The sequence below is a fragment of the Gammaproteobacteria bacterium genome (assembly GCA_016705365.1).
Lineage (GTDB): Bacteria > Pseudomonadota > Gammaproteobacteria > Pseudomonadales > UBA5518 > UBA5518.
In genome coordinates, this window is sequence record JADIYI010000004.1 from 1 (window position 1) to 24,055 (window position 24,055).

Annotated in this window: 31 protein-coding genes; 17 read left to right on the top strand and 14 right to left on the bottom strand. The window is 61.9% G+C overall.

All coding sequences use genetic code 11. The annotated features are described in order from the left end of the window. Positions 1 to 38: 38 nt before the first annotated feature. The 4 genes from IPF49_03540 to IPF49_03555 all read left to right on the top strand — a co-directional run bounded on the left by IPF49_03540 (position 39) and on the right by IPF49_03555 (position 2,919). Complete coding sequence (locus IPF49_03540) at positions 39 to 431, top strand: hypothetical protein (GenBank protein ID MBK6286713.1); 393 nt, start codon at positions 39 to 41, stop codon at positions 429 to 431. Positions 432 to 1,032: 601 nt separating this feature from the next. Further along, the gene (locus IPF49_03545) at positions 1,033 to 2,160 is read left to right on the top strand and encodes a hypothetical protein (protein ID MBK6286714.1); all 1,128 of its coding nucleotides are present in this window, start codon (positions 1,033 to 1,035) and stop codon (positions 2,158 to 2,160) included. Then, a complete protein-coding gene (locus tag IPF49_03550) occupies positions 2,157 to 2,702 on the top strand; it encodes a hypothetical protein (GenBank protein ID MBK6286715.1) in 546 nt (181 codons plus the stop codon). The genes IPF49_03545 and IPF49_03550 overlap by 4 nt, the downstream gene beginning before the upstream one ends. A 61-nt stretch (positions 2,703 to 2,763) precedes the next feature. Further along, entirely contained in the window at positions 2,764 to 2,919 is a 156-nt protein-coding gene (locus IPF49_03555; GenBank protein MBK6286716.1) for a hypothetical protein, read from the top strand. Positions 2,920 to 3,375: 456 nt separating this feature from the next. Here the strand turns inward: IPF49_03555 and IPF49_03560 are convergent, their stop codons facing one another. The 9 genes from IPF49_03560 to IPF49_03600 form a co-directional block, all read right to left on the bottom strand. Further along, positions 3,376 to 3,798 carry a hypothetical protein gene (locus IPF49_03560; GenBank protein ID MBK6286717.1) on the bottom strand — a complete coding sequence of 141 codons (423 nt, stop codon included), beginning with the start codon at positions 3,796 to 3,798 and terminating at the stop codon, positions 3,376 to 3,378. Further along, entirely contained in the window at positions 3,789 to 5,054 is a 1,266-nt protein-coding gene (locus IPF49_03565; protein ID MBK6286718.1) for an RHS repeat-associated core domain-containing protein, read from the bottom strand. The genes IPF49_03560 and IPF49_03565 overlap by 10 nt, the downstream gene beginning before the upstream one ends. A gap of 580 nt (positions 5,055 to 5,634) precedes the next feature. Continuing rightward, a complete protein-coding gene (locus IPF49_03570; protein MBK6286719.1) occupies positions 5,635 to 6,225 on the bottom strand; it encodes a hypothetical protein in 591 nt (196 codons plus the stop codon). Then, positions 6,222 to 7,010, bottom strand: coding sequence for a hypothetical protein (locus tag IPF49_03575; protein ID MBK6286720.1), 789 nt, complete (start codon positions 7,008 to 7,010; stop codon positions 6,222 to 6,224). Before IPF49_03575 ends, IPF49_03570 begins: the two co-directional genes overlap by 4 nt. Continuing rightward, entirely contained in the window at positions 6,941 to 7,339 is a 399-nt protein-coding gene (locus IPF49_03580) for a hypothetical protein (GenBank protein ID MBK6286721.1), read from the bottom strand. Before IPF49_03580 ends, IPF49_03575 begins: the two co-directional genes overlap by 70 nt. Before the next feature lie 41 nt (positions 7,340 to 7,380). Next, the gene (locus IPF49_03585; GenBank protein ID MBK6286722.1) at positions 7,381 to 7,881 is read right to left on the bottom strand and encodes a GNAT family N-acetyltransferase; all 501 of its coding nucleotides are present in this window, start codon (positions 7,879 to 7,881) and stop codon (positions 7,381 to 7,383) included. Further along, positions 7,878 to 8,156: a DUF1778 domain-containing protein gene (locus IPF49_03590; protein MBK6286723.1), complete on the bottom strand. Its 279-nt coding sequence runs from the start codon at positions 8,154 to 8,156 to the stop codon at positions 7,878 to 7,880. The genes IPF49_03585 and IPF49_03590 overlap by 4 nt, the downstream gene beginning before the upstream one ends. Positions 8,157 to 8,231: 75 nt before the next feature. Further along, complete coding sequence (locus IPF49_03595) at positions 8,232 to 9,215, bottom strand: tyrosine-type recombinase/integrase (protein MBK6286724.1); 984 nt, start codon at positions 9,213 to 9,215, stop codon at positions 8,232 to 8,234. Between the two features lie 106 nt (positions 9,216 to 9,321). Then, positions 9,322 to 10,101: a dimethylargininase gene (locus tag IPF49_03600; GenBank protein ID MBK6286725.1), complete on the bottom strand. Its 780-nt coding sequence runs from the start codon at positions 10,099 to 10,101 to the stop codon at positions 9,322 to 9,324. A gap of 186 nt (positions 10,102 to 10,287) precedes the next feature. On the opposite strand from IPF49_03600, the gene IPF49_03605 reads away from it, so the two are divergent. The 4 genes from IPF49_03605 to IPF49_03620 all read left to right on the top strand — a co-directional run bounded on the left by IPF49_03605 (position 10,288) and on the right by IPF49_03620 (position 15,219). Then, on the top strand, positions 10,288 to 12,585 hold the full coding sequence (locus IPF49_03605; GenBank protein ID MBK6286726.1) for an RNA-binding transcriptional accessory protein: 2,298 nt from the start codon (positions 10,288 to 10,290) through the stop codon (positions 12,583 to 12,585). A 150-nt stretch (positions 12,586 to 12,735) separates the two neighbouring features. Continuing rightward, positions 12,736 to 13,962 carry a porin gene (locus IPF49_03610; protein MBK6286727.1) on the top strand — a complete coding sequence of 409 codons (1,227 nt, stop codon included), beginning with the start codon at positions 12,736 to 12,738 and terminating at the stop codon, positions 13,960 to 13,962. Beyond that, on the top strand, positions 13,962 to 14,501 hold the full coding sequence (locus IPF49_03615; GenBank protein ID MBK6286728.1) for an FMN-binding protein: 540 nt from the start codon (positions 13,962 to 13,964) through the stop codon (positions 14,499 to 14,501). The genes IPF49_03610 and IPF49_03615 overlap by 1 nt, the downstream gene beginning before the upstream one ends. Then, positions 14,485 to 15,219: a PepSY domain-containing protein gene (locus tag IPF49_03620; protein MBK6286729.1), complete on the top strand. Its 735-nt coding sequence runs from the start codon at positions 14,485 to 14,487 to the stop codon at positions 15,217 to 15,219. Before IPF49_03615 ends, IPF49_03620 begins: the two co-directional genes overlap by 17 nt. A gap of 15 nt (positions 15,220 to 15,234) precedes the next feature. Here the strand turns inward: IPF49_03620 and IPF49_03625 are convergent, their stop codons facing one another. Then, entirely contained in the window at positions 15,235 to 15,615 is a 381-nt protein-coding gene (locus tag IPF49_03625; GenBank protein ID MBK6286730.1) for a nuclear transport factor 2 family protein, read from the bottom strand. Positions 15,616 to 15,732: 117 nt separating this feature from the next. Between IPF49_03625 and IPF49_03630 the strand changes: the two genes are divergently transcribed. The 4 genes from IPF49_03630 (at position 15,733) to IPF49_03645 (ending at position 18,667) form a co-directional block, all read left to right on the top strand. Then, a complete protein-coding gene (locus tag IPF49_03630; GenBank protein MBK6286731.1) occupies positions 15,733 to 16,119 on the top strand; it encodes a GFA family protein in 387 nt (128 codons plus the stop codon). 32 nt (positions 16,120 to 16,151) lie between these two features. Then, positions 16,152 to 16,508, top strand: a complete 357-nt coding sequence (locus tag IPF49_03635; GenBank protein ID MBK6286732.1) for a VOC family protein — start codon at positions 16,152 to 16,154, stop codon at positions 16,506 to 16,508. A 178-nt stretch (positions 16,509 to 16,686) separates the two neighbouring features. Further along, positions 16,687 to 17,805 carry a DUF1214 domain-containing protein gene (locus IPF49_03640; GenBank protein ID MBK6286733.1) on the top strand — a complete coding sequence of 373 codons (1,119 nt, stop codon included), beginning with the start codon at positions 16,687 to 16,689 and terminating at the stop codon, positions 17,803 to 17,805. Positions 17,806 to 17,845: 40 nt separating this feature from the next. Further along, positions 17,846 to 18,667, top strand: coding sequence for an SDR family NAD(P)-dependent oxidoreductase (locus IPF49_03645; protein MBK6286734.1), 822 nt, complete (start codon positions 17,846 to 17,848; stop codon positions 18,665 to 18,667). Between the two features lie 539 nt (positions 18,668 to 19,206). On the opposite strand, the gene IPF49_03650 is transcribed toward IPF49_03645, so the two are convergent. The 3 genes from IPF49_03650 to IPF49_03660 form a co-directional block, all read right to left on the bottom strand. Further along, positions 19,207 to 19,647 (bottom strand): hypothetical protein, encoded by a 441-nt coding sequence (locus IPF49_03650; GenBank protein MBK6286735.1) that lies wholly within the window; start codon positions 19,645 to 19,647, stop codon positions 19,207 to 19,209. Positions 19,648 to 19,955: 308 nt separating this feature from the next. After that, positions 19,956 to 20,573, bottom strand: a complete 618-nt coding sequence (locus tag IPF49_03655; protein ID MBK6286736.1) for a DUF481 domain-containing protein — start codon at positions 20,571 to 20,573, stop codon at positions 19,956 to 19,958. Beyond that, the gene (locus IPF49_03660) at positions 20,570 to 20,719 is read right to left on the bottom strand and encodes a hypothetical protein (GenBank protein ID MBK6286737.1); all 150 of its coding nucleotides are present in this window, start codon (positions 20,717 to 20,719) and stop codon (positions 20,570 to 20,572) included. The genes IPF49_03655 and IPF49_03660 overlap by 4 nt, the downstream gene beginning before the upstream one ends. A 309-nt stretch (positions 20,720 to 21,028) precedes the next feature. Here IPF49_03660 and IPF49_03665 point away from each other — a divergent pair, with 309 nt between their 5' ends. The 5 genes from IPF49_03665 to IPF49_03685 all read left to right on the top strand — a co-directional run bounded on the left by IPF49_03665 (position 21,029) and on the right by IPF49_03685 (position 23,775). Further along, a complete protein-coding gene (locus IPF49_03665) occupies positions 21,029 to 21,241 on the top strand; it encodes an amidohydrolase family protein (GenBank protein MBK6286738.1) in 213 nt (70 codons plus the stop codon). Between the two features lie 67 nt (positions 21,242 to 21,308). Next, on the top strand, positions 21,309 to 21,746 hold the full coding sequence (locus IPF49_03670; GenBank protein ID MBK6286739.1) for an amidohydrolase family protein: 438 nt from the start codon (positions 21,309 to 21,311) through the stop codon (positions 21,744 to 21,746). A 63-nt stretch (positions 21,747 to 21,809) separates the two neighbouring features. Beyond that, entirely contained in the window at positions 21,810 to 21,983 is a 174-nt protein-coding gene (locus IPF49_03675) for a hypothetical protein (GenBank protein MBK6286740.1), read from the top strand. 491 nt (positions 21,984 to 22,474) lie between these two features. After that, positions 22,475 to 22,852 carry a hypothetical protein gene (locus IPF49_03680; GenBank protein ID MBK6286741.1) on the top strand — a complete coding sequence of 126 codons (378 nt, stop codon included), beginning with the start codon at positions 22,475 to 22,477 and terminating at the stop codon, positions 22,850 to 22,852. A gap of 593 nt (positions 22,853 to 23,445) precedes the next feature. After that, positions 23,446 to 23,775, top strand: a complete 330-nt coding sequence (locus IPF49_03685; GenBank protein ID MBK6286742.1) for a hypothetical protein — start codon at positions 23,446 to 23,448, stop codon at positions 23,773 to 23,775. A gap of 27 nt (positions 23,776 to 23,802) precedes the next feature. On the opposite strand, the gene IPF49_03690 is transcribed toward IPF49_03685, so the two are convergent. Further along, a partial coding sequence (locus IPF49_03690) for a hypothetical protein (protein MBK6286743.1) occupies positions 23,803 to 24,055 on the bottom strand: 253 nt, incomplete at its 5' end.

Here is a 24,055-nt window from a genome sequence, read left to right on the forward strand (position 1 = left end):
GGCAGCAGCCATTAACGGGCCATTGAGGGGGAGCTGCGATGAAAGCCACACTCATTACCCAAGTGGTGCTTGTAGGTTTATTTTTTTCGATATGCGTAATTGGTGCCGACGTGGATAACAAAACGCACATTTACAAAGAGCGTGCCGTGCTTTCAAGCGGGGATATGCGTGCAATCTGTCAAGCCACGATCAAGCTTCGTGAACTGCGGCCCGATTGGAAGGATTACCAAATCTCTGTGATTGAGACCGATTCGACAATTGAAGTGACATTCTGGCAAGTCGAATCTGAAGGCGTGGTTGATTTCGTTCTTCCGGAAGGGCATGGTCAAGCCGAGTCAACAATCGGAAGCATGTCCATTGCGCACGATGGATTAGTGGTGGAACTCGAAAAGAAAACTCTCCGAGTAATTGCAGTAAGCACCATCAAATAAACGCTTCCTCGAACAAGGGCGAAGGCACGAAACAAAGGGGACGGATTTATTTTGGCTTTGCTCGCGAATCACGCCGCTCACCATGCACGCTGTGCGCGCGCCACCGGCGCACCGCGCTCCCGCGGTGCCTGCCTCCGGAATCTCGCCCCGTTCCAACGCGAGGTGGTACCCCGTCATCGGCTCGGTGCGAGCGTCGTGCCCGGTGCCTTCGCCGCCCCACAGGTAGCCAGGAGGCGCAGCGACGCATGGGGCGGCTGACGGAGGCGGTGGTGACGCACTCGCGTGCGCAAGTTCCGGATGCTCCCGGGATGCCGGATCCGCCGGATCCGCCAGACATCGTGCGCACCACGCAGTTTACGTACCACGCGAATCACCGGCTTGCAACGGAGCGGGTGGCGATGACGGAGTACGACTACGACGAACTGCTCGAGCAGTTCGATGCGGATCGCGAAGGGATCGAACAGCACGGTGTTCGGATACGGTCCGGACCGCGGGCTGTGTGGACACGGTGGAGGGCTGGGCGTCGTACATGACGGTCGGCGGAAGTACGTGGATCGCGATCATGGGGCTCACGGGGCGCGGGTTCACAGGGCACCAGCATGTGGATCGGCTCGATCTAATCCACATGAACGGGCGCACTTACGACCCGAAGCTCGGGCGGTTCATGCAGGCCGACATCGTCGTCCAAAGCCCTTTCGATACCCAGAGCTACAACCGCTACTCGTACCTGATGAACAACCCGCTCAACGGGAGAGACCCGAGCGGGTATTTCAGCATAAAAGAGAATGCGGGCTTGATCGTTGGCGCCGTGCTGACGGTTTGGCAACCTTGGGGGGCGGGTATCTGGGCAAACATCGGCTACGGTGCAACTGCAGGTGCCGCAGGTGCCGGTGCCAACGGAGGCAATATTCTCCAGGGTGCGGCGATTGGTGCCTTTAGCGCAGCTGTGTTCTCGGGTATAAACGGCCCTGATTCGTCATTGGGGTGGGGAGCCTCGGGAGATTTCGGCCAACATGCATTGAATATCGCAGCAAATGGTGTGGCGGGCGGAGCGATCTCCGTAGTCCAAGGCGGAAAATTCGGCCATGGTTTTGCGAGTGCCGGGTTCTCCTCAGCGGCCGGAGGTGCGCTGAGATCGACTAACATTGGCAACCCGGGTGTCAGAGTATTTGCGGCTTCTATTGTGGGCGGGACGGCGAGCGTGATTTCCGGTGGGAAATTCGCAAATGGGGCGATGACCGCGGCGTTTATGGCGGCTACCGCAGAAATGGCGTCTGGAGACAGCCAGGCGGAGCCAGAGGGTCGTGGGTTAACGGCCGAGGAGCGTGCGCTCGCGAAAGCCTCTGTGATCGCTACACACGGCACTGACGAGGGAACAAATTACGATACACCAAGGATAGTGAACGGAAAGTACGTATTCACGCAGGGCAAGAACTACGCTGTAACGCCAAACGGAAAAATCTATTATCCGAATGCGTCCGACAATATGGCGCTAGACGATCCCCAGCTCTTTGTTCATGAATTTGAGCACATCTGGCAACATCAACACGGCGTTAACGTTCTTTTCAGAGGGTTTGTTCTTCAATCCGCAAAATTCCTCTCACTGACGCTATATGAACCATATGCGCTTCCGCGTGGCGCGCCGTACTCGCAGTTAAACATTGAGCAAAAGAGTGACTATTCGGTATTGCAACTGTTCCCGAATTCAACGCGAGTAACATTCAAATGAAATCGCTCGTGCCGTCCTTTGTATTTTTGATTTTCTGGACGTCGGCATCAGGTGCCACGCAAACTTATGAGACGGAGTATGGAAGTATTTGCGTCGTGGACGGATTGATCGTTTCCGAGAACGTAATTGGAAATGCCTTCGGGTCAATCACAAAAGGAATATTTGTCGAAGTGCCATATCCTATGGAACATGGGAATAATCCAGGGCGCAGAATTTTGGTCGATATTGCTGTGGCCAAATCACCTGAAGAGCCTACCGCAGGTGCTTTGTCTGACGCGAGATACGATGCGGAAATGGAACTGAACTATGCGCGCTCGGAATCACCACGTGGCATTTTGTACTGGGACGCCAAAGGCGGCGATTCTGCCTTTCGAGCGTTTTGCTCAGAGTTCGAGGCGGTGCTCCACTGCTCTCGAACGCAGGTTTTTAAAGACGGGTTGGCGTATTCTTATTTATTTGAAAAAAGCTTCCTTAAAGATTGGCGAGACTTCGATGGCCGCATTGCGCAAATGATGAAGAAGAAAATTTTCAAGTGTCAGTGAGGTAGAACGGGGACAGTTACAATTCGAAACCACTCCCGGCGGCATCTTCGCAAATGGGGCAATGACCGCAGCGTTCATGGCGGCGGCAGCCGAAATCGGTAGCGGTAATGGTGAGTACTCAGAAGGTGATGGTCTTACCTATCATGATTCCGATATTAACGATCCCAGCGGCTACTTCGACTCGGGGGAAAAGGGGACGGATTTATTTTCACCTTGATGGAATGGAAATCGCGGCCCAGATACTGCAGCAGGATTCGCGCGGGCTCCAGAACCTGGGATTCGTGCGCCGTGGCCCGTCGTTGCTCCTGGCCCGCCGCTCCGGGTGCCGACCTGTTACGATGAAGGCCGCATCACTGCACCCGACGAGCGACGCACCGGCATAATTCGTGCAGGCACCAGGCGAGGCCAATGGACAGCATTTCCGACCAGCTCGACGACTCCCTGCGCAGCAATGTCAGCTTTCTCGACCGCCTGCTGGGCGGGTCACCTCGGTCACTCCGAATAAATAGATCTTTTTTTCAGATCCGGCGCGCGACGATCTCGACGACCCCCATCGCTACATCAGCCGCGATTCCGTCCACTACGCGCACGCCTTCGTCCCGGCGCACAAAGAAGCAAGACCTGACCCCTGCTCCTTACTCCGGGAGAATTTGCAGCTAAGAGGGGAATAGCGTCATTGGCAATCGTTGCCTACTGGTGGCTCGTTTGACGCTATCGTCGCTACCTGATCGTCAATATGAAAAATCGTCGCGCAGTTTGAGCGGTCAAATCTCATGGCGATCTGCTTGCCGGGTGCCGCACGATAAAACTCGTCCGTCATCGAGTAAACGAATTCTCGTTCTTCAATGCGAACACGCAGCGACGGGAACAATTCTCCACCTTGCTTGACCCAATGAAGTAGCCCATCCCCCCTACGGACTTCTTTGCTTTGTCCATCTGGGATCATCACTACGTGATCGTCACCGATGATGTCGAGCGACATGCCTGTCGCATTCACTACGAGAAATTGTTCGTCTTTAGGGCAGCCCGAGAGCGCCAACACGAAAATAGCTATGATCCACGCCTTTAAAAATCCAGTAGACACGTTCATGGCCATGACCTCGGGTCGATCTTATCGTGTGGGCCTCTTTCCAAGAGGTTTGCATTTTCATGCCATGCTTCCAAGCTAAAACCACCGCTGGAAATCATCGCTGCTGCGCCGAACAGCGCATGCGCTGGGAAATATAGCGGTCCAAGAATCTGACCTTGGAAGGTATGCTGCATTTCCTCTTGGCCTAAAGTCCCAGCGTGGCCAACCCAACGAACATTTGGCTGATAATCGCTTCCCTTGCCATAGACGATCGTATTGCCGAATGTCATCGCAGTAGCCATCAGTGGGTTGTTTTCAAACTGGATGGCGTTGTGGCCGAACGAGATCGTTGGCTCCGCAGAATAGAAGCCCAGCACGTTGCCGACTTCGCCGATGACGTGACCGACTCCGCCATAGGCCATACCGATAAGCGTATTGGGCAGGTTCCAGATTTTTCCGAGAATGCCGCCGATGGTGCTCGCTGCGCCCGACGACTTTCCTGCGCTGCTCGACTGCGCACCACTGGTCACTGCGGCTTGGAACGCTGCGGTCATCGCTCCATTTGCGAATTTTCCGCCGGATGCGACACTTGCAGTACCGCCCACGACAGCCGCGGCCGCAACGCGGACCAAACCTCTCTGGGTATTGACTGCCGGCATGGCGACGGCCGTCACGCCCGCGCTCACGAATCCGTGCCCGAACTTGCCTCCCTGCATGACGCTGATTCCACCACCCGCCACCGCTTGCGTCGCGCCGGACATGACATGCCCGCCCAGGGTTGCGGTGTTGAACATGCCGCCGATGCCGCCGAATACTGCGCCGCTGAATGCACCTTGAAGTGCCCCTTCCATGTTGCCCCCCATGATGCCGCCGGATACAAATCCGGCCGCCGCGCCACTGGCCGCCCCAGCACCGATGGCCGCACCGGAACCCGCTGCAAAGCAACTTCCGGCAGCAGCCTCGAAGGCGCCGTAAGCCCAACCGAAGGTGTAGTACGCAGCGACCGCCGCACCGACCATCTTCAACCCATCCTTGAGGTCGAAGTACCCCGTTGGATCGGTGGCATTGAGCGGGTTATTCCGGACGTAGCTATACCGATTATAGCTCTGCGTATCGCCAGGATGCGGTACAAACACATCCGCCTGCATAAACCGCCCGACTTTCGGGTCGTAAGTGCGCCCGTTCATGTGGATTAGATCGAGTCGATCCACATGCTGGTGCCCTGTGAACCCGCGCTCCGTGAGCCCCATGATCGCGATCCACGTGCTTCCGCTGACCGTCATGTACGACGCCCAGCCCTCCACCGTGTCCACACAGCCCGCGGTCTGGACCGTATCCGAACACCGTGCTGTTCGATCCCTTCGCGATCCGCATCGAACTGCTCGAGCAGTTCGTCGTAGTCGTACTCCGTCACCGCCCCCGTCGTGTCCGTGATCGCCAGATGGTCCGCCATCCACCGCCACGTTCATCGCCACCCGCTCCGTTGCAAGCCGCTGATTCGCGTGGTACGTAAACTGCGTGGTGCGCACGATGTCTGGCGGATCCGCCGGATCCGGCATCCCGGCAGCATCCGGAACTTGCGCACGCGAGTGCGTCACCGCCGCCTCCGTCAGCCGCCCCATGCGTCGCTGCGCCTCCTGGCCACCTGTGGGACGGCGAAGGCACCGGGCACGACGCTCGCACCGAGCCGATGACGGAGTGACCACCTCGCGTTGGAACGGGGCGAGATTCCGGACGCAGGCACCGCGGGAGCGCGGTGCGCCGGTGGCGCACGCGCAGCGTGCATGGTGAGCGGCGTGATTCGCGAGCAAAGCCAAAATAAATCCGTCCCCTTTTCCCCGTCCCCTTTTCCCCGCGTTATCTCTAACTTGCGGCTCTCTCTTTGGCGATTGCTAGTTTCTTCAGTTCCGCTGCGCTGAGGCGGGGGCAGATCCTCTCGTAAAGCTCTGCTGCTTTTAGATAGTTCCCACTTCGAAACGCGGCATCGGCTTTTGGTCGCAATAGCTCTGCAAGCACGTCCAGTGAGTACCCTTCTGCCCAAGCCCTTCTGTCTGCCTCAAGTTCCTCAAAAAATACTGGATCGCTCTGCAGCGCTCGTTCGGCATAACGTAGAACTAGTTGCTCTAGCTGCGTAAGACCTTTGCCAATTGCCTCGGATGTAGTCGCAGTGTAATTGCGATATCGATCAGCCGCTTCCGAATCAATGGCCCGGATCAGCTCCGAGATCGAATAGCATGAGCCCTGGTGGCAAATCTCAAAGCCGATCTCGAACGACTTGCGTCCGTGATAAATGCGAATCTCAAGGTCGTCTTTTTGATATCGCACAATCGTCGGCAATGACTCAACCTCGATGAAGCCAAGGTTGATAAGGCGCGAAAACTTCATGCGAACCGCATTGCCGAAGTTAAGTCGCATTCGCTCTCGCCCGACTTCGTTGTTCGCACTCATGATCATGGCCCAGGCGGCATCCAGTACCCACTGCTTGAATCGAATGTCCAGCCGCGGTCTCGGAGTAGATTTCGCTCGGCATTCAGGAATGCTCCACCGGTGTCTCCCGGTGATGCGTCTCGAATCGGTTGGCGCCGACCCATTTCCGTTCTCAACCTCCCTGCATTTTCCTTCCACTCAGCTTTCCAGTTAGGGAGCTTTGAAGGCCAACCAAACTTGTATTCGCCTGCTCGGAGAGCGCCTGGCTTCGCAAGATCAGCACCGCGGCCGATGACCAAGCCCCCACCATGTGCGGCACCATTCGCAACGCCCTTCGCAGATTTTGCGCCCAACCTGGCCATCTTCGCGGCATTTCCGGCATTGCCGATGCCGGGAATCACCGAGATTGCCGATAGGCCGACGCCGGTCCAATCACCCTCATAGGCCGAAATCCCAGCATCGAGGACATCCGGTATCCAGCTTACCACGGCCCCAATTCCCGTGGCGTCCAGCGCCATCGAAGCGCCGTTGAGCCAAACGTGTGCGGAAATGTACTTGTCTTCGTCCTCTTCTTCCTCTGCAATGTAGGGATGCCGCGCGAGCGAGAGGTCAAACGTCTGACTGGCTCCACCGTTCGCAAACTTGCCGCCGGATGCTTGGGAGATCGTCTGACCCGTGGTCGCTCGCTCAATCTCCAGCGCGACCAATACCCGTGGATCGATCGACCGTGGTCCGTTATCAATTATCGGTCCTGGATCAGCACCGCCGGTGCCAGCGGTCTGCGGCCCGCTCGAATTGCCGTTGAACGACATGCTCCAGCTGCTGCTTCCAAAGGCGCCGGAGCACTCGCGGAGCCAGCTCCACCCCCCGAACCAAACTCTCCAGCGAGCGCGTAGAGATCTGCGCCGAGTTGGATCCAGGCGTTCGGGTCCGCCCAACCGTCGCCGTAAACGATATACGCGACGTCGCGGACGACGCGAACGAGTTCACTGAACAGAAAGCCCGTTGGGTCTGTGGCATTAAGCGGGTTGTTGCGTGCGTAGCTGTAGCGGTTGTAACTCTGGGTGTCTGCCGGATCCTGTACAAACAGATCCGCCTGCATGAATCTGCCGACTTTCGGATCGTAAGTGCGCCCGTTCATGTGCATGAGGGTTCGCCTTTGCACACTCGGCACAGGCCCGGTCAAAGCAGGGTCTTCAGATCCTTGATCATCAGGAACAGGTGATACGGATCCGTCGGACTGGGCTCGAACTCCCAGGACAGGTACCACCGGCGCGCGGCATCGTCCTTGGCGTGAACGAGCAGACAACGGATTCCCGCGATATCCGCAGCCTGAACAGTGCGCAATAACGCATCGCGGAGCAGCGCCTGTCCCAAACGCTTGCGCTGATGGTCCCGGTCCACGGCAAGGCGGGCGAGGATCATTACCGGCACGGGGTGGCGAGCCAGCCCTTTGCTTACCCTAGTTGGCGCGGCCTGCGGATCAACACTGCCAACCGTCAGACTATAGAAGCCGACAACGTGGTCGCCGTGGCAGCAGACGTACGTTTGGGCGCTGTTCGCTCTCTGGTTGACCAGTGCGAAGCGCTGCAGGAATTGATTGAGCGCGGGCTCTGCGCAATCGAACCCATCAACCTGGTCCTCGGCACCGAGCTTGTGAATTGCGGAATAGCCCGACGTCAACCCGTCACCCGGGGGTCGCTGAGAAGCTTCTTGAGCCGGGGTTTGTTCTGCACGGGTCGGTCCAGCGCCGCCTGAAAGGCGCGCCACTGCTCCTCCCCCAAAGTGAACTGTCGGCGGTCCGCAAGTGCCTGCGACGCTGCGACCACAGCGGCGTCAAGCAGGAACTCGCTGACACTCTTGTGCGCTGCGCGCGCTGCTTCCTGCAGCAGTTGCTTCACCGCGGCACTTGCGCGCACATCGATGCGCTCGGACTTTGAAATATTCAGGGAACTCACTTGCCACCTCGACGAACATGGAATGCCCACATCTTATCGCCCGGACAATGTACGGACAACAATTTATTGAAGCGGTCAGACAACACCTCTGGCTCCCGCGGCGGGTGGCGCCCACGCATCTGCCTCCCGCGCCAGCGGATGCGTCCGGGCATAGACCGCGCGCAGTTCCCGCTGCGAGACATGCGTATAGATCTGCGTGGTGCTGATATCGGCATGCCCCAGGAACTCCTGCATGTAGCGGATATCGGCCCCGTGGTCGAGCATGTGAGTTGCTGCCGAGTGGCGGAACACCGAGCAGGCGCCGGAGACCAACGCGCCGCTACGCCGAATGGACTGCCCAATCTTGCGGCTAAGCGTGCTGCGGGAGATGCGTGTGCCGTAGTTCGAGAGAAACAGCGCCTGACCACTCTCGTCGCATTCAAGGGCAGGACGCACCTCTCGAAGATAATGGTGCACCAACCGGCAGGCACGTGCATGCATCGGCACCCGCCGATCATGCCCACCCTTGCCCCGACGGACCACGACGGTACCGACCTCCAGGTCCACGTCGGGGAGATCGAGCCGTGACAGCTCGATCCGGCGTATGCCTGTTGCGTAGAGCACTTCAACGAGCGCGCGATCCCGGATACCCCTGATCCCCCGACGCTGGGACTGGGTACAGATGACTTCGATCTCGCGCACGCTGAGGATGCCACGCGGCAGTCGTCGGGGAAGCCGAGGCAAAACAAAATCGACTGTGGGGTCAACCCGGATCAGGCGGCGGCGATACAGCGCTTGGCACAGGAGCACAACCACCGTGAGGCGATTACGGATCGTGCCTGGCGCAAGCGGCGAGTCACGCCGACCACGGTGAGTCACCAGTGATCGGCGGTAGGCTTCCAGCGCCGATCCCCGAAGCTGGTGCGCGTGGGTGACACCCGCGACCGCGCACCAGTGCTTAAACCCATCGAGGATCCAGCGTTTATTCGTAATGGTCAGGCTGCTCTGCCCGCGGGAGAGGCAGTCATCGAGATACAGCGCTATAGCGTCAGTAAGCGTACAGGATCGGTGTATGCGCATGGGTCGCCTCCTGGAGGTTTACCGGGTAGACACCTCGAGAGCGCTGGCGGTTCCGATTTGGACGCCGCCACGCAGACGCCCGCGTTCCAGTGAGAGACGCAGCCGGTCAGGGGATCTTTTCCTCAAACACCAGGCTGCAACAACTCACCGCGCCCTCGGCCTTGGCAACTTCGCTCGCATGCACGATTCTCGGGGATATGCCACTGGCGACGAGCCGTGCGCGGGTGGCGGGAAAGTGGGCCGGAAAAAGCACCCTGCTGCCAATCAGTACCGCGTTGGCCGCCGCGGGTTCCGCCGGATCCACCGCGATGAAATCGACATCCTGGAAGCAGGATTTGTCCACCCATGCCGGGTTGATCAGCAGGGTCGATTCACCCACGCGCGTCACCGCCGATTTCAGGTGCAGGCAGCTGCGCAGCGGAACCGCGCTGACGCTGTACCCGTGGCGGACGACGATTTTCCGCAGCTGATCGATCGCGTCCGCATTGCTGCGCGTACCCAGACCGATGTAGATACGCTGGCCGACACACAGCACATCGCCGCCGTCGATGGTCCCCGGTGTCTCGATGAAATGCAGTGCGCGATACGTCCTCAGCGCAGCGGCAACCGTAGCGGTTTCCGCCCTGCGTGATGCGGCGCCCGGACGGGTAATGATCGCGCACTCATCGAGCACCACGGCGCAGTCTTCCACGAACACCGAATCGGGCAGAGAGGGTTCGGCTGGCAGGCGTACAACGCTCACATCCAGGGCGCGCAGTGCATTCTCGTAGGCCTCGTGCTGCGCGACGGCCCGTTGCATGTCGATGGGCTCACGCGCGATATGGGTGAGTTCGCAATCGCGAAACCGCTCGCTGATGGTGCGGGTGATTGCAATGTACCGGTTCATGGTTCGGCTCCTGGCGATTTCAGGTAGCCTAAAGCCGGCTTCGCGCCATTCGCAAGTGCGGCTTGCGTCGTGGAGCAGCCATCCTATCCGGGCGCTCTCAATAGCCAATCGCGTCATTCCCCGCAAGTCTGCACATCGCGCGCCCGCGCCCGCATAATGCGCGCTCCTCGCGAACAGGACTCCCGGATGATCTCCATTGAACAACGTATTGCGGCAGAACTTGGCGCCGGTGTCGCGCAGATCGCTGCCGCGGTGCAACTGCTCGATGGCGGCGCAACGGTGCCGTTCGTCGCGCGCTATCGCAAGGAAGCCACCGGCGGGCTCGACGATGTGCAGCTGCGCGCGCTCGAGCAGCGGCTCTCCTACCTGCGCGAACTCGAGGAGCGTCGTGAGTTCATCCTGCGCAGCATCGGGGAGCAGGGCAAGCTGAGTGATGCCCTGGCCGCGCAGATCCGCGAGGCGGATTCCAAGGCGCGTCTGGAGGATCTCTATCTTCCGTACAAGCAGAAGCGGCGCACGAAGGGCGAGATTGCGCGCGAGGCGGGTATCGAACCGCTGGCCGATCTGCTGCTCGGCGAGCCGCGGCGCGATCCGGCGCAGGAAGCCCTCGCCTATCTCGACGGGGAGGCGGGCTTCGGTGATGTGAAAGCGGTGCTGGATGGCGCGCGCATGATCCTGGTGGAGCGCTTTGCCGAGAATGCCGATCTCCTCGGAGAGGTGCGTACGTTGCTGCGCGATCAGGCCCTGCTGCAATCGCGCGTCGTGGCGGGGAAGGAAGCCGAGGGCGCGAAGTTCGCGGATTATTTCACGCATTCGGAACCCTTTTGCAAGGTGCCCTCGCACCGTGCGCTGGCGATGTTCCGCGGGCGCAACGAAGGCGTTCTGAATATCGACGTGGAGCTTCCCCCGGTTGCCGAAGGGATCGCGCACCCCTGCGAGCTGCTGGTTGCGTCGCATGCCGGGATCAGCGATCGCGGCCGCGCCGCCGATGCCTGGCTGCGCGATGTGGCGCGCTGGACCTGGCGGGTGAAGTTGTCGATCCACGTGGTCGGTGAACTGCTGGCTGAACTGCGCGAGGCCGCCGAGGCAGAATCCATCCGCGTGTTCGCGGCCAATCTGCGCGACCTGTTGCTCGCGGCGCCGGCCGGCAACCGGGCGACCATTGGCCTCGATCCGGGTTTGCGCACCGGGGTGAAGGTGGCGGTGGTCGATGACACCGGCAAATTGCTCGAGCACCGGACGATCTATCCGCATGCACCGCGCAATCAGTGGTGCGAAGCGCAGGCGGTGCTGACGGACCTCGCCAGGCGGCATCACGCGGCACTGATCGCCATCGGCAACGGCACTGCCTCGCGCGAGACCGAGAAACTCGTGGCCGAATTGATGCGCCAGCAACCCGATCTCGGGCTGGTGCGGGTGATGGTGAGCGAGGCCGGCGCCTCGGTGTACTCGGCATCGGAAATCGCCACCCGCGAGTTTCCCGACGTGGACGTGAGTATCCGCGGTGCGATCTCGATCGCGCGCCGCCTGCAGGATCCGCTTGCGGAACTGGTCAAGATCGAGCCGCGCTCGATCGGCGTGGGCCAGTACCAGCACGATGTGAACCAGACGCGACTCTCGCGCGGGCTCGATGCGGTGGTGGAGGATTGCGTGAACAGCGTCGGGGTCGAGCTCAACAGCGCCTCCACGGCATTGCTGCGGCGCGTGTCCGGCATCAGCGAATCGCTGGCGGGTGCGATCGTGGCGCATCGCGATCAGCACGGTGCCTTTCGCAGCCGTGAGCAGTTGCGCGAGGTGCCGCGTCTCGGCGCCAGGACCTTCGAGCAATGCGCGGGTTTCCTGCGTATCGCGGGTGGCGAGAACCCGCTCGACGCCTCGGCGGTGCATCCGGAGTCCTACGCTGTCGTGGAGCGAATCGCCGCCGCCCGGAACTGCGCAGTGCGTGAACTGGTCGGCAATGCGGAGCGGGTGCGTGGACTCGATGTGCGCCAGTTCCTCAGCGCGCAGGCCGGTGAACTCACGCTGCGCGATATCCTGCGCGAACTGGAAAAGCCGGGTCGCGATCCGCGCCCCGAGTTCCGTACCGCGAGTTTTCGCGACGGGGTCGAGAAACTCTCCGACCTGGCCAGCGGCATGGTGCTCGAGGGCGTGGTCACCAACGTGGCGAATTTTGGCGCTTTCGTCGATATCGGGGTCCACCAGGACGGGCTGGTGCATATCTCGGCGCTCAGTAATCGCTTCGTTCGCGACCCGCGCGAAGTCGTGAAGGCCGGAGACGTGGTGAAAGTGAAGGTGCTGGACGTGGATGCCGTGCGCAAGCGGATTGCGCTCAGCATGCGGCTCGAAGACGAGGCGGTGGCTTCCCCGTGCCAGCCGGCTCCCGTGCGCCGCGAGCCGACACGCAAGGAGCCAGCGCGTGCGGCCCCGGCAAAGACCGGTACGCTGGGGGAACTGTTACTGGCCGCGCAGAAAGCCAGACACTGAGGGTTTTTGATCTGAATCAATAAATCGTAATAAGAATGCTTCGCATTTAGATTACGTTTTGATAGAGTGCCTCCGTCGCCGGCATGGTGCGGGCCGACAACGGTTCGCAGCGGGAGGCGGCACGTGAAAACAATAGCGAGTGGACTTGTAATGGGAATGATCGCGGCATCGGCATCGGCCGCGACACCGACCATGGAAGAGATGTGGGCGCTGATCCAGCAACAGCAGGCTGAAATTGCCCGCTTGAAAGAGCAGGTTGCACAGACCGATGGCCGGATCGAGGAGACCGAACTCAGGGTTGCGCAGACCAACGTCAAGGTCGAGGCCACTGCAGAGATGGTCGAGCAGGGTGGTGCGGGCGGCGATATTGCGCACCTCGGGAGCTGGGTCGATCGTACCCGGCTTGGCGGCTACGGCGAGATGCACTACTCCAATCTCGACAACGACCTCGATGGCGGCAAGGACAAGGACGAGATCGATTTTCACCGCTTCGTGCTGTACCTGAGTCACGAGTTCAGCCCGCGCACGCGCTTGTACTCGGAGCTCGAACTCGAACACACGATTGCCGGCGAAGGCAAGAAGGGTGAGGTCGAACTGGAGCAGGCGTACATCGAACACGATCTCAGCGGTTCGCAGCGCCTGAAGGCCGGACTGTTTCTGGTACCGGTGGGCTTGCTCAACGAGACCCACGAGCCGGATACGTTCTACGGGGTGGAACGCAACAACGTCGAGCGCAACATCATCCCGACCACCTGGTGGGAGGGCGGTGTCGCATTTTCCGGTGAATTGCTGCCGGGGCTCGCCTACGATGCGGCATTTACCTCCGGCTTGGGACTCGACCCCGCCAAGGGCTGGAAAATACGCGACGGCCGGCAGCGAGTAGCCGAGGCCAATGCCTCCGATCCGGCCTGGACCGGACGTCTCAAGTACACCGGCATCGCCGGTCTCGAGGTGGCGGCGACGCTGCAGTATCAGCAGGATCTCTACCAGGGCGAATTTCCCGACCAGGTGGACGCGATGCTCTACGAGACGCATGTGGCGTATCGTGCCGGTCCGTTCGGCCTGCGCGCGCTCTATGCGGGATGGGATATCGACGAGGCCATCGAGTTTTTTGCGCCCGGCGCCGACCGGCAGGAGGGCTGGTACGTGGAGCCGTCGTGGAAGATCTCGCCGCAATGGGGGGTGTTTGCGCGCTACAGCGACTGGGACAACCAGGCAGGTTCCAGCCTCGATACCGGTTACACTCAGTGGGACATGGGGGTGAGCTACTGGCTGGAAGAAAACGTCGTGTTCAAGTTCGATTACCAGCGCCAGGATGCGCCCGATGGCAAGGACCAGCTCGACGGGGTGAACCTCGGCGTGGGCTGGAGCTTCTGATGAACTGTTGCGTGCCGCTGTGGCGCGCCTGCGCGGCCGCCGTCCTGATGGCGGCCGCTGGCGTTGCGCAGGCCGAGGATTATCTGAGCGGCGAGCAGTTTCTGGCGAGTGCGTTTGCGGATACCCGGCCCGAGCAGAAAACACTGTGGATAAGCAACGATATGCGGCAGCGCGCGCAGGAATCCATCGGTGTGGTGCCGTCGAGCCTGCGGGTGCGTTACTGGAGCGCCGGTGCGCGCACCGCCTGGGTGCTGGAGCAGATCGGCAAGGAGCAGCCGATAACGCTCGGCTTCGTGATCGAGGCCGAGCGGATCGTCGATGTCCAGGTGTTGTCGTTTCGTGAAAGCCGCGGCTGGGAGATCCGTTATCCGTTCTTTACCGCGCAGTACCGGGGCGTGGCACTGCGCGAGGGTCGCGCCCTGTCGCGCGAGGTCGACGGGATCACCGGTGCGACGCTGTCGGTAAGGGCGGTGAATCGTGCCGCAACGCTCGCGTTGTGGTTGAACGGGCAGGCCCTCGCCAGTGTTGCGACGCGCTAGGCTGGTCGGTCAGCTGTGGCGCTGGCATCGTCGTGCGGGCCTGCTTGCCGCGCTGTTTCTGCTGCTGATGTCGCTGAGCGGGATCGTGCTCAATCACGGCGACGATCTCGCGCTCGAGCAGCGATTCGTCGCCTCCGCCTGGTTGCGCGCGATCTATGGTGATACCGACAGCGGCTGGGCTGCATTTCGCGCTTCCGGGCACTGGGTGCTCGGGGACCAGGGTGGCCGTATCTTTCTCGATGTCCGCGAGGTCGCCCGCTGCAACGGTGCGCTGCAAGGGGTGGTGGAGCTTGCCGGAATGCTGTTGCTTGGCTGCGAGCGGGAGTTGCTGCTGCTCGGCACGGAGGGCGAGCTCATCGATTCCATCGCCGCCACTGCGGCATTGTCCGGGCTGGGTCTTGCCGATGGCGAAGCCGTGGTGCACATCGCCGGCCGATGGCGCGCATTCGATCCTGCGAGCATGCGCGTCGGCGACGAAGTTGCCGATCCGCAAAGCGTGGTGGACAGCCAGCCGCAGGCGATGCCCGAGGCGTTCGGAGAGCGGCTCGAGCAGCGCAGCGCATGGCTCAACTGGGAGCGTGCGCTGCTCGATTTCCACAGCGGCCGACTGTTTGGCCGCGCCGGGGTCTGGCTGGTCGATATCGCCGGGGTGCTGTTGTGCATCCTCGCGCTGAGCGGCGTGACGCTGTGGTGGCTGCACCGCAAGCGAAGCGATTGAGCGCCACGCCTGTGTTCAACTCGCCAGCGATTGCTGGAACTGCGCCATATCGAAATAATCGCGCCAGGCCTGGATCTTGCCATCGCGCAGCTCGAATACTCCCATCACCCGTATTTCGACCCATTTGCCGCCGATCCTGAAGCGGTCGGTGCGTTCGTTCATGATCAACCCGGCGACGGCGTTCTCGGCCGAGGCGTGAACCACGAATTCCAGCGCATCCGCCATTGCCACGAAGCCTTCGATGGTTGCGCGGATCGCGGCGGTGCCGTGGTTCGGGGGCTCGATCGGGATGTTGGTGTACTCCGCGTCGGGGTGGAAGAACGCCATGATCTCGTCGATATCGCGGCGGCTCCACGCGGCGATGAACTGGTCGATGATGCTCGAGTTGCTGCTCATGTTGGGGATTCCTTTGCCAGGCGGGTGAGGGACGCGGCAATGCTAGCACGCGGGTGATCTCTGGTGCCCGCGCGGCGTATAGTCCGGATTCCGGGCGCGCCACACGGGACGACTGCCATGCACGAGGGATTCTGTCTTTGCGGACAATTGCGGTTTCGCGCCGAGGGTGATCCGCGCTGGGTTGCCTATTGCCATTGCGCGAGCTGCAGGCGGCACACGGCATCGCCCGTGGCATGCTTCGTGAACTTCAGGCTCGAACAGCTCCGGTTCAGCGGCGAGCGCGCGCAGTTCGTCTCATCGCCCGGCGTGACCCGCAGCCATTGTGCCTCCTGCGGCACGCCGATCGCGTACCAGACCGAGCGCCGCGCGGGTGAAATCGATCTCTACCTGAATGCCTTCGCCAGGCCGGAGTCGTTCATGCCGCAGGCTCATGTATTTTGTGACGAGCGCCTGCCGTGGTTCGATACCCGCGACGAGCTTCCGCGTCACGCGGGGGGCGGCTGAACGAAGCGAGGCACGACAGCGGGAGCACAACGATGCACAACAGCAGGCTGGCAGGTTTCATCATCGATTGCCAGGGTGAGGATCCACACGCTGCCGCGGCGTTCTGGTCTGCTGCCCTGCGCATGCACCGGCAGATCCTGGCGGGCGAGGAGGGCGACAGATACGTTCGCCTGATCGACCCGCAGGACCGCTTGCACATCGAGGTGCAGGCCGTCGATCACCCGAGCCGGGTGCATCTCGATATCGAGAGCGATGACGTCGAGGCAGAGGTACGGCGTCTCGAAGCGCTGGGTGCGCGGCGCATCAGGCAGGTGCAAAGCTGGTGGGTCATGGAAGCGCCGACGGGGCAGCGTTTCTGCGTGGTGCAATGGGTTGGTGACAAGCCCTGAGCAGGATGGAGATTGTGATGACTGGAATTCGCATCACCGGCAAATATATCCGCGCCTTGCCGCTGGCGGCTCGGGGCCGGTCCTGGACGCGAGTTCCCGACCCATTGACGTCCTGTAAGGTGTAAACGCCGGCGCTGCGTGCGATGCTGGCATATCGGAACAATCCAGGGAGAACCGCATGAGTATCGAGACCGAATCGCGAAAAGCGCTGCGCGAACTGATCGATCTGCTGATCGAGCTCGATCAGCGCTGGGCGGGCCCGAAGTGGAATCTCGCCAGCGCCGATGATGTGGTCGGTGCGCATCGTGCGCTGATGCATGTGCTCGAAGGCGGCTTGGGCGGGATGTTCGAGAGCGATCCGGCGCATCCGGATTTCCGCCGTATCGTCACGCCCTCGCGCAAGTTCACCGGTGACAATTCCGATGCGATCTATTTCGACGCCCCGGTCAGTGCCGATCACCGCTACACGGTGCGCGGCAACACGGACGGCGCGGTATATGTATCGATCACGATCGAGGCCGGCACGGCCGATGGCAGTCTCGGCACCAGGACCGTGGGCGTGATCAACGATACCCTGTTCGATGTCGATGCCGACGGCAATTTCACGATCCGTCTCGGCGGTGAGCCGGCGCCATGCAACTGGATTGCGCTGCCCCCGGATGCCTCGCGCATCACCACGCGGCATTACTACGAAGAGGAGCGCACGGCTTCCGACAACCCGGCGCACTACCCCCGGCTCTGCATCACGGCGGACGATGTGAGCACACCGCCCTCGCCGCCAGACGATGCCACGGTTGCGGGCGGCATACGGCGCGCGGCGCAATTCGTGCGCAGCCGCACGCTCGGCATGCCGCCGATGAGCAAGGTCCAGCCGCCGCCGTTCCTGTCATTGGTGCCGAACCAGTTTCCGGCACCCGTGTTGCCGGGCAACATGGGGCTTGCCGCTTTCGATGCCGCCTATTCGATGGCACCGTTTTTCCTCGGTCCGGACCAGGCCCTGGTCATCACCGGGCGTTGGCCCCCATGCCGCTTTGCGAACGTGTGCCTGTGGAACCGTTTCCAGCAAACGCTCGATTATGCCAACCGCAGCGTTACCCTGAACCGCCGCCAGACGCGTCTCGAACGCGATGGCTCGTTCCGCATCGTGCTCGCGCACCAGGACCCCGGCGGCGGCAACTGGCTCGATACCGAGGGGCGTGCATTCGGGCTGGTGTTCTGGCGCTTCTTCCTGCCCGAAGGCGCCATCGAAACGCCACGTGCGGAGCTGGTTGCCTTTGCCGATCTTGCGCACGGTTGATGCGGCAAAGCGGATTCATGATGTTCAGGAAGAGACAGCGATGAAGGATCTGCGTGACAAGGTGGCGGTCACAACCGGCGGGGCGAGCGGAATCGGTTTCAGCCTGGCGCAACAGGCGCTGGCCAGGGGTATGCGGGTGGTGATTGCCGACATCGAGGCGACCGTACTCGAACGGGCGGCAGCGCAACTGGACGGGTCGCTGCTGTGTGTGCGTACCGATGTCTCCAACCCTGGTTCGGTAAACGAACTCGCGCGCAAGACGCTGCAGCACTTCGGTGGTGTGCACCTGCTGTTCAACAACGCCGGTGTGGGTGGTGGTGGCCCACTGTGGGAAGCGAGCGCGGCGGACTGGGAATGGGTGCTGGGCGTGAACCTGTGGGGTGTCATCAACGGCGTGCGCGCGTTCACGCCGCACCTGATCGCACAGAACGAAGGCCATATCGTCAACACCGCATCGATTGCCGGGCTGATGTCCGCGCCCGGCACCAGCACCTACACGGTGTCCAAGCACGCCGTGGTGGCATTGTCCGAGGTGCTCCATGGCGATCTGCGCAATGCCGGTGCCGATGTCAGGGTTTCGGTGCTTTGCCCCTCGTTTGTGAATACGCAGATATACGCCTCGGACCGCAATCGTCACGATGAACAGATGGCGGCGAAGTCGGCGCAGCAATTGGCGGAACAGGCGGTTATCGAGGAAATGACGGCGGCGTTTTTCAGCCCTGCACTGGCGCCGGAGCGGTTATCCCACCGAGTGAGGCTCTATTCCAGCACTGCCGCGATCGGCGCGCCGGCCCGGGGGTTGAAGCGCGCGGGGTCGAGTCCGTACAGACTGATCACCGTGGCGGCGATATCGCGCTGGTAGACGGTCGGCAGCGGGCCAAGCTCGCCGCGCCGGGAGTGTCGGCCCGATCACCGCGAGCCAGATGTTCTCGCTGTTCGGAATCGTCGCATCGTGATCGATCCAGTTCCCGGGCGTGAGACCGCGACCGTGATCGGTGGTGATCACCAGGCTGGTCTTTCCGCGGTAGGCCGGGTCGGCTTGCAGCGTGCTCCACAACTCGCCGATCAGGCGATCTGCAAGATGCAGATAATCGAGCAGGCGATCGTAGCGATCGGCATGCGACCAGTCGTCCGACTGCCCCAGGCCGAGCCACAGAAAACGCGGGTGGTGTTTCTCGAGGTAGGCCTGCGCCAGCCGGAAGCTGAGCACATCGTTGCTGCTCTCTTCCCATAATTCCATTACATCGGCGCGCAGTCCGGTCAGGGTATCCATTTCCGGAGTGGAGATTCCCGGAACGGCTTCGTAGGCACCGTTCATGAAGAATGCATCGTCGGTGCTCGAGGCCGCCATCTTGAAACCATCCCATGAACCGATCTGCGCGACCGCGGATTTTCCGAGCTTCAGTTCGGAGACGAGAAATTCGGAAAGGTGCGGTGCGGGTAACGTACCGGGGTGTTGTCCCTGACCTCCGGATGGGCTTCGCCGGTCATGATTTCCGAATAGCCCGGCGTCGACCACCTGATGGTGTTGCTGACCTGCACCGAACTGCCGCGCGCCGGGTTGCCCAGCACCACCCCGAGCGGTGCCAGCGTTTTCCAGAAGAACGGCATCAGGGCTTCACGACGCTGCTCGGGGGTTTCGCGCCAGTAGCGCTCGCGCACGATTTCGTCCTCGGAAATCCCGCGTTTGGCGGCGCTGTCGGCCAGCAGCGGATCCATGCCCGGAAAAAACTCCTGGATGCGGACGCCGTCCAGGGTGATCAGGATGAGGTTCTCGGTGGCGCCCGGCCCAGGTGGGCAGCGACAGTGGCAGCAACAAAGCAGTGCAAACAAGCGAAGCATGATGTCTTCTCCCGGCTGTCGACACGCAGTGTTACGTCGCTATCTCCTGTGCGCAAGTCGTTGTGACTTACCAGCGATAGCCGAGCGCCAGCACCGCTTCGGTGTCGCTGTTCTCGAGTCGGGTCGAGGGCGCGCTGGGTGATCGTAATCGAGGCGCAATTCCGCGACCAGGCCGTCGATCAGCGGCAAGGTGAGGCCAGTTTGGACTCCAGCCGGTAGATCCCGCGGTCATCGAGTACCCAGATGAACTCAGCACTGTGGAACAGCTGCAGTTTCCACAGGCCGGTATCCCCAGGTGGTTGACCATTTCAGGTCTCCGACTTCCTTGTAAAGACGCCCCTCACCGTCGATGTCGAGGTGCACGATGCCGGGCCCCGCCTGCGGCGCAGCTTCAGATTGCCGGCAAGGTTGAGGTCGCGACCCAGCCCGGTCGCGATTCCCTCGCTTTCCGGGATGGTGTCAAAACGGGCGCGGTTGTAATCCACCAGCGAAAACCAGAACCAGCCGTTGCGGCGCAGGAGATCGAGCTGGTAGTCGAGCGACGCCTCGTCATCGCTGCGCTCCCCGTGCCGTTCCTCGTAGTCGATGCTGGCATCCAGCACGTGCCTGCGCTGCAGCCTGCGCCATGAACTGCGGGCATCGAGCTCGAGTTCATCCTTGTGACTCTCGCCGCGTTCGACGGTCATCGAGGTGGTGATCTTGCCAGTCCCTTCCTGCAGCGGGGTGGTCGGTTGCAGCAGCGCCAGGGTGGTGGTCATCGCCGGCTGGCCGGTGCATTCCAGTTCGGCGCGACCCTCGCTGCTGCTAAGGCCGCAATCGCGCAGCACCTCGCCTGCCGCGGTTTCCAGGTCGCTGCGGGTACCGGTGTGCATCGCCACCACATCGGATTTGTTGATCGAGATGTCGCCGATCAACTCTGCGCTCACACCACCTTGGTGGCCTCGATCCGTTTCAGCTCTCCGGGAATCCGGGCGCCATTGCCCAGTTGCAACTCGCCGCACAGCCCGGAGCTCCCGACCAGCAGGAGTGGCGGGGCAAGAAAGCGCTTTATCATGTTTGTCAGGTCCAGCATCGCGTCCCATCCAGCGCCGATCATAGCAAGTCCGCTGGTCCATGGTTGATGCCGCAGTGCCGGTTCGCGGTGGCGGCTTTACGCATTGCGGCAACTTGGCAGCATGCGCAAGGTATCGGACAGTCGGCGGAAAGAACAGTGGTGATGGCGTCATGAAAGCGGGTATTTGCGGTTTTTTGTTTTGCCTCTATCGTCACCGTTGACAGCGCACAGCCGCAGGTCGAGGCGGTTGCGGTCAAGGATGGCCGGATTCTCGCGCTCGGCACCCGGGAAGCGATCGAAGGCCAATACCGTGGCGATGCCACACGGATGTTCGATCTCGCGGGCAGAACCCTGTTGCCGGGATTCATCGATGGTCACAGTCATGTAGGTCACGCTCTGGGCCTGGTCGGCTGGGCCAATGTCTCGATTCCGCCGGTCGGCAGCGTGGACAGCATTGCCGCGCTGATCGAGGTGTTGCGTGCGCATGCCGCCGCCAGCGGCGCGGCGCCCGGAGACTGGATCACGGCCTACGGTTTATGACGCCGACGGGCTCACGGAGCAGCGCCATATCACGTGATGACCTCGATGCGGCATTCCCGGATAACCCGTGCTGCTGCTGCATGTTTCCGGGCACGGACTGGTGCTGAACTCCGCGGGGTTCGAGCGTGCCGGCATCGATGCGAGCACCCACACCCGAGGTGGGGTGATCGTGCGCAAGCCCGGCTCGCAGGAGCCCGCGGGATTGCTGATGGAGACCGCCGCTATGCCGGTCTACGGGCGCTGCCGCAACCCGATGCGGCGCAGCAGCTCGCGGCTCGATGCGGTGCAGAAGGAGTATGCGCGCAATGGCTCCACCACGATCCAGGACGGGGCCACGGACGCGCGGCTGGTGGGCATGTTCAAGGCAGCGGCGCAGCAGGGCGCGCTGTGGCTCGATATGGTGGCGCTGCCGCTGGTGATGAATCCGGCGGATCTGGAAACACAGCTCACAAACACCTTTGGCAGTTATAGCGGACACCTCAAGTTCGGTGGAATCAGGTGCTGAGCGATGGTTCGCCGCAGGGGCGCACGGCGTATTTCAGCGAACCCATGCTGGTCGAGGGTCCGGGTGGCGAGCAAGACTGGCGGCGCGCCGTTTATATCGGGGCCTGATTACCAGCAGATCTTCCGTGCCGTTCGCGACGCGGGAGTGCCGGTCTGGACCCACGCCAACGGCGATGCCGCGATCGATATGGGTGATCCCGTGCCCCACGAGCTGGTGGGGCGCAAGTCCCGCGGATGATCGACGCGACGTGGTGATCCATTCGCGATTCGTGCGCCCGGATCAGCTCGACAGTTATGCCCGGCTCCAGGATAGGCGCCTCGTTTTTCACCAATCATGCGTATTACTGGGGTGATGTGCATCTGCGCAATCTCGGCGAGCAGCGTGCGTTTTTCCTGAGCCCGCTGAACAGCGCGCAGCAACGCGGCATCCACTTCTCCAATCACAGCGATTTCCGCTGGAGTCGCTCACCATCGACGCCGCCTGGCTCTATCACGAGGAAGACACGGGGTTCGATCAGCCCCCGGCAAGCTGGCCGATTTCGTGGTGATGGACGCCAACCCGCTGACGGTTCCGGCGGCGAGCGCTGCGCGAACTGGAGGTGGAGGCACGGTCAAGGAAGGCGTGGTGGTGTGCGGGAAATTTGATCAGGCAGGAGGTTTCACGTTGCGAGCCGCAGTTGCAGCCGTGTTGTTGGTGACAGCGGTGTTTGCCGTGCGGGCAGACACCTTATGCTCAACACGGCCGCCTCGATCGAGGCGGGGCGGCTCTACCTGCGCCATTGCACCGAATGTCATGGCGCGGACGGGCGGGCGGTAGATGGATGTGATCGCCAACGCGACCGCCGATCTACTGAACCCGCCTTTGTATCTGGAATGGCAGCGGCGTCGGCGGAGATTCACCGCAGCATCGATGAGGGGGCTGGCGGCGATGCCGGCCTGGGGCGCGCAACTCAAGGGTGGCGAGGAAGTGTGGCGCTGGTGAATTTCAGCGCAGCCTGTGGCCGCAGGAGCAGCGTCCCGCAGTCATCAAGTGAATTTTGTTCGAGGAATCTGCTGATGAAAAATGAATTTGACGCGAAGCAGGACGACAACAGCGACGCGAACTGAGGCGAGTCTTCGCGACGCAAATTCCTCTGGTCCTCCGCGGCCGGGTTTGAGCACGCTGGCGGCGGGCATCGGCAGCAGTGCATTCGCGGCTGACTCCGCCGCGGGCGATATCCCTCGATCCGCATGGCCGATGCGTTCAGCGCATCGCTGGCCGAAAACGCCGGCGCCGGGCCAGTTCGCCGGGCCCGGCATGACCGGCGCCGAGGTTTTTGCCAATCTCCCGCCAGGCCGGAGGAGCTTGCTGCGCTGTTCTGCTTTCGCCCCGGCAATTACACCGTGATCACTACCGCGCTGGCGGCGGTTGGCGTGCCATCCTACGGGGGCGCACCGAGGGCTGATAAGCGATGGAGGACGGCTTCTCACGTGCCACCGGTGAAGTCGTTGCGACGCGACGCGGGAACCGAAGGCCCCGGGTTCACCCCCATGATCATGAACATCGCCGCGCGAACGCCGCGCGCACGCCGCCGCCGGTGCTGGCGAGCAACATGACGCTGTGTTGGCGAGGACCGCGAAGCGTTCATCCAGCAGGTTATCAGCAGCCGCCGACCGAGGGGATCATGAATACGGCAAGCGCCTGATCGATCCGGGCGCGGGTGCACGAGTACGGCGCGTACGCGTTCCGTCACCTCAAGTTCGGCTTGCCGGGTCCGGGGCACCTCGATTTCCGGCGGAAAGTGGCCCGTGCCCGGTTCAAGAGCGCGACCGGGAGCGGGAAGGATTTCTACGACAAGACGCGCTACCGCAGCGGAATCGCGTGCCCATCTCTTGCGGCGTGGCGGAAGTCGGCGGTGAAAATGACAGAGAAAGCCGAGCGACCGCCGATCGTGGGCGGGGCAGGGCGTTTTCCAGCGTCGGCGCATGGGAGGGCGCTGAAAAGTGCGCGCGGCGAGCGCGGTGATATCGCGGTGGTGACCTCCGCCTGAGTCGCGGTGCTCTTCCCGAGGATCGGCTCAGTACGTTCGGCGGCGCCTGATGCCCTGCTCAGCGCCGACCTGGTGGTTTTCGTCGGTTAGTACTTCGTTTTCGAGCCTGAGCGAATACTTCGCTTCAACCCGGATATCAAGGCGATCCGTGCACCTGGTGGTGAGGATCTCGGCGCAACTGGCCGCTTCGAACTGGTGTATCGTGACGAGGTTGCATTCCTCGAGGCGCTGGCCGACGGCCTGCGCCGTAAACGACGCGAGGCGTGGGTGACGCGAAATC

Excerpts from the sequence above, each read along its gene's own strand:
- IPF49_03540 (MBK6286713.1), top strand. The coding sequence starts at position 39 with ATGAAAGCCACACTCATTACCCAAGTGGTGCTTGTAGGTTTATTTTTT.
- IPF49_03550 (MBK6286715.1), top strand. The coding sequence starts at position 2,157 with ATGAAATCGCTCGTGCCGTCCTTTGTATTTTTGATTTTCTGGACGTCG.
- IPF49_03555 (MBK6286716.1), top strand. The coding sequence starts at position 2,764 with ATGACCGCAGCGTTCATGGCGGCGGCAGCCGAAATCGGTAGCGGTAAT.
- IPF49_03560 (MBK6286717.1), bottom strand. The coding sequence starts at position 3,798 with ATGGCCATGAACGTGTCTACTGGATTTTTAAAGGCGTGGATCATAGCT.
- IPF49_03565 (MBK6286718.1), bottom strand. The coding sequence starts at position 5,054 with ATGACGGTCAGCGGAAGCACGTGGATCGCGATCATGGGGCTCACGGAG.
- IPF49_03570 (MBK6286719.1), bottom strand. The coding sequence starts at position 6,225 with ATGATCATGAGTGCGAACAACGAAGTCGGGCGAGAGCGAATGCGACTT.
- IPF49_03575 (MBK6286720.1), bottom strand. The coding sequence starts at position 7,010 with ATGTCGTTCAACGGCAATTCGAGCGGGCCGCAGACCGCTGGCACCGGC.
- IPF49_03580 (MBK6286721.1), bottom strand. The coding sequence starts at position 7,339 with ATGAACGGGCGCACTTACGATCCGAAAGTCGGCAGATTCATGCAGGCG.
- IPF49_03595 (MBK6286724.1), bottom strand. The coding sequence starts at position 9,215 with ATGCGCATACACCGATCCTGTACGCTTACTGACGCTATAGCGCTGTAT.
- IPF49_03600 (MBK6286725.1), bottom strand. The coding sequence starts at position 10,101 with ATGAACCGGTACATTGCAATCACCCGCACCATCAGCGAGCGGTTTCGC.
- IPF49_03605 (MBK6286726.1), top strand. The coding sequence starts at position 10,288 with ATGATCTCCATTGAACAACGTATTGCGGCAGAACTTGGCGCCGGTGTC.
- IPF49_03610 (MBK6286727.1), top strand. The coding sequence starts at position 12,736 with ATGGGAATGATCGCGGCATCGGCATCGGCCGCGACACCGACCATGGAA.
- IPF49_03615 (MBK6286728.1), top strand. The coding sequence starts at position 13,962 with ATGAACTGTTGCGTGCCGCTGTGGCGCGCCTGCGCGGCCGCCGTCCTG.
- IPF49_03625 (MBK6286730.1), bottom strand. The coding sequence starts at position 15,615 with ATGAGCAGCAACTCGAGCATCATCGACCAGTTCATCGCCGCGTGGAGC.
- IPF49_03630 (MBK6286731.1), top strand. The coding sequence starts at position 15,733 with ATGCACGAGGGATTCTGTCTTTGCGGACAATTGCGGTTTCGCGCCGAG.
- IPF49_03635 (MBK6286732.1), top strand. The coding sequence starts at position 16,152 with ATGCACAACAGCAGGCTGGCAGGTTTCATCATCGATTGCCAGGGTGAG.
- IPF49_03640 (MBK6286733.1), top strand. The coding sequence starts at position 16,687 with ATGAGTATCGAGACCGAATCGCGAAAAGCGCTGCGCGAACTGATCGAT.
- IPF49_03645 (MBK6286734.1), top strand. The coding sequence starts at position 17,846 with ATGAAGGATCTGCGTGACAAGGTGGCGGTCACAACCGGCGGGGCGAGC.
- IPF49_03650 (MBK6286735.1), bottom strand. The coding sequence starts at position 19,647 with ATGCTTCGCTTGTTTGCACTGCTTTGTTGCTGCCACTGTCGCTGCCCA.
- IPF49_03660 (MBK6286737.1), bottom strand. The coding sequence starts at position 20,719 with ATGCTGGACCTGACAAACATGATAAAGCGCTTTCTTGCCCCGCCACTC.
- IPF49_03665 (MBK6286738.1), top strand. The coding sequence starts at position 21,029 with ATGTTCGATCTCGCGGGCAGAACCCTGTTGCCGGGATTCATCGATGGT.
- IPF49_03680 (MBK6286741.1), top strand. The coding sequence starts at position 22,475 with ATGCTCAACACGGCCGCCTCGATCGAGGCGGGGCGGCTCTACCTGCGC.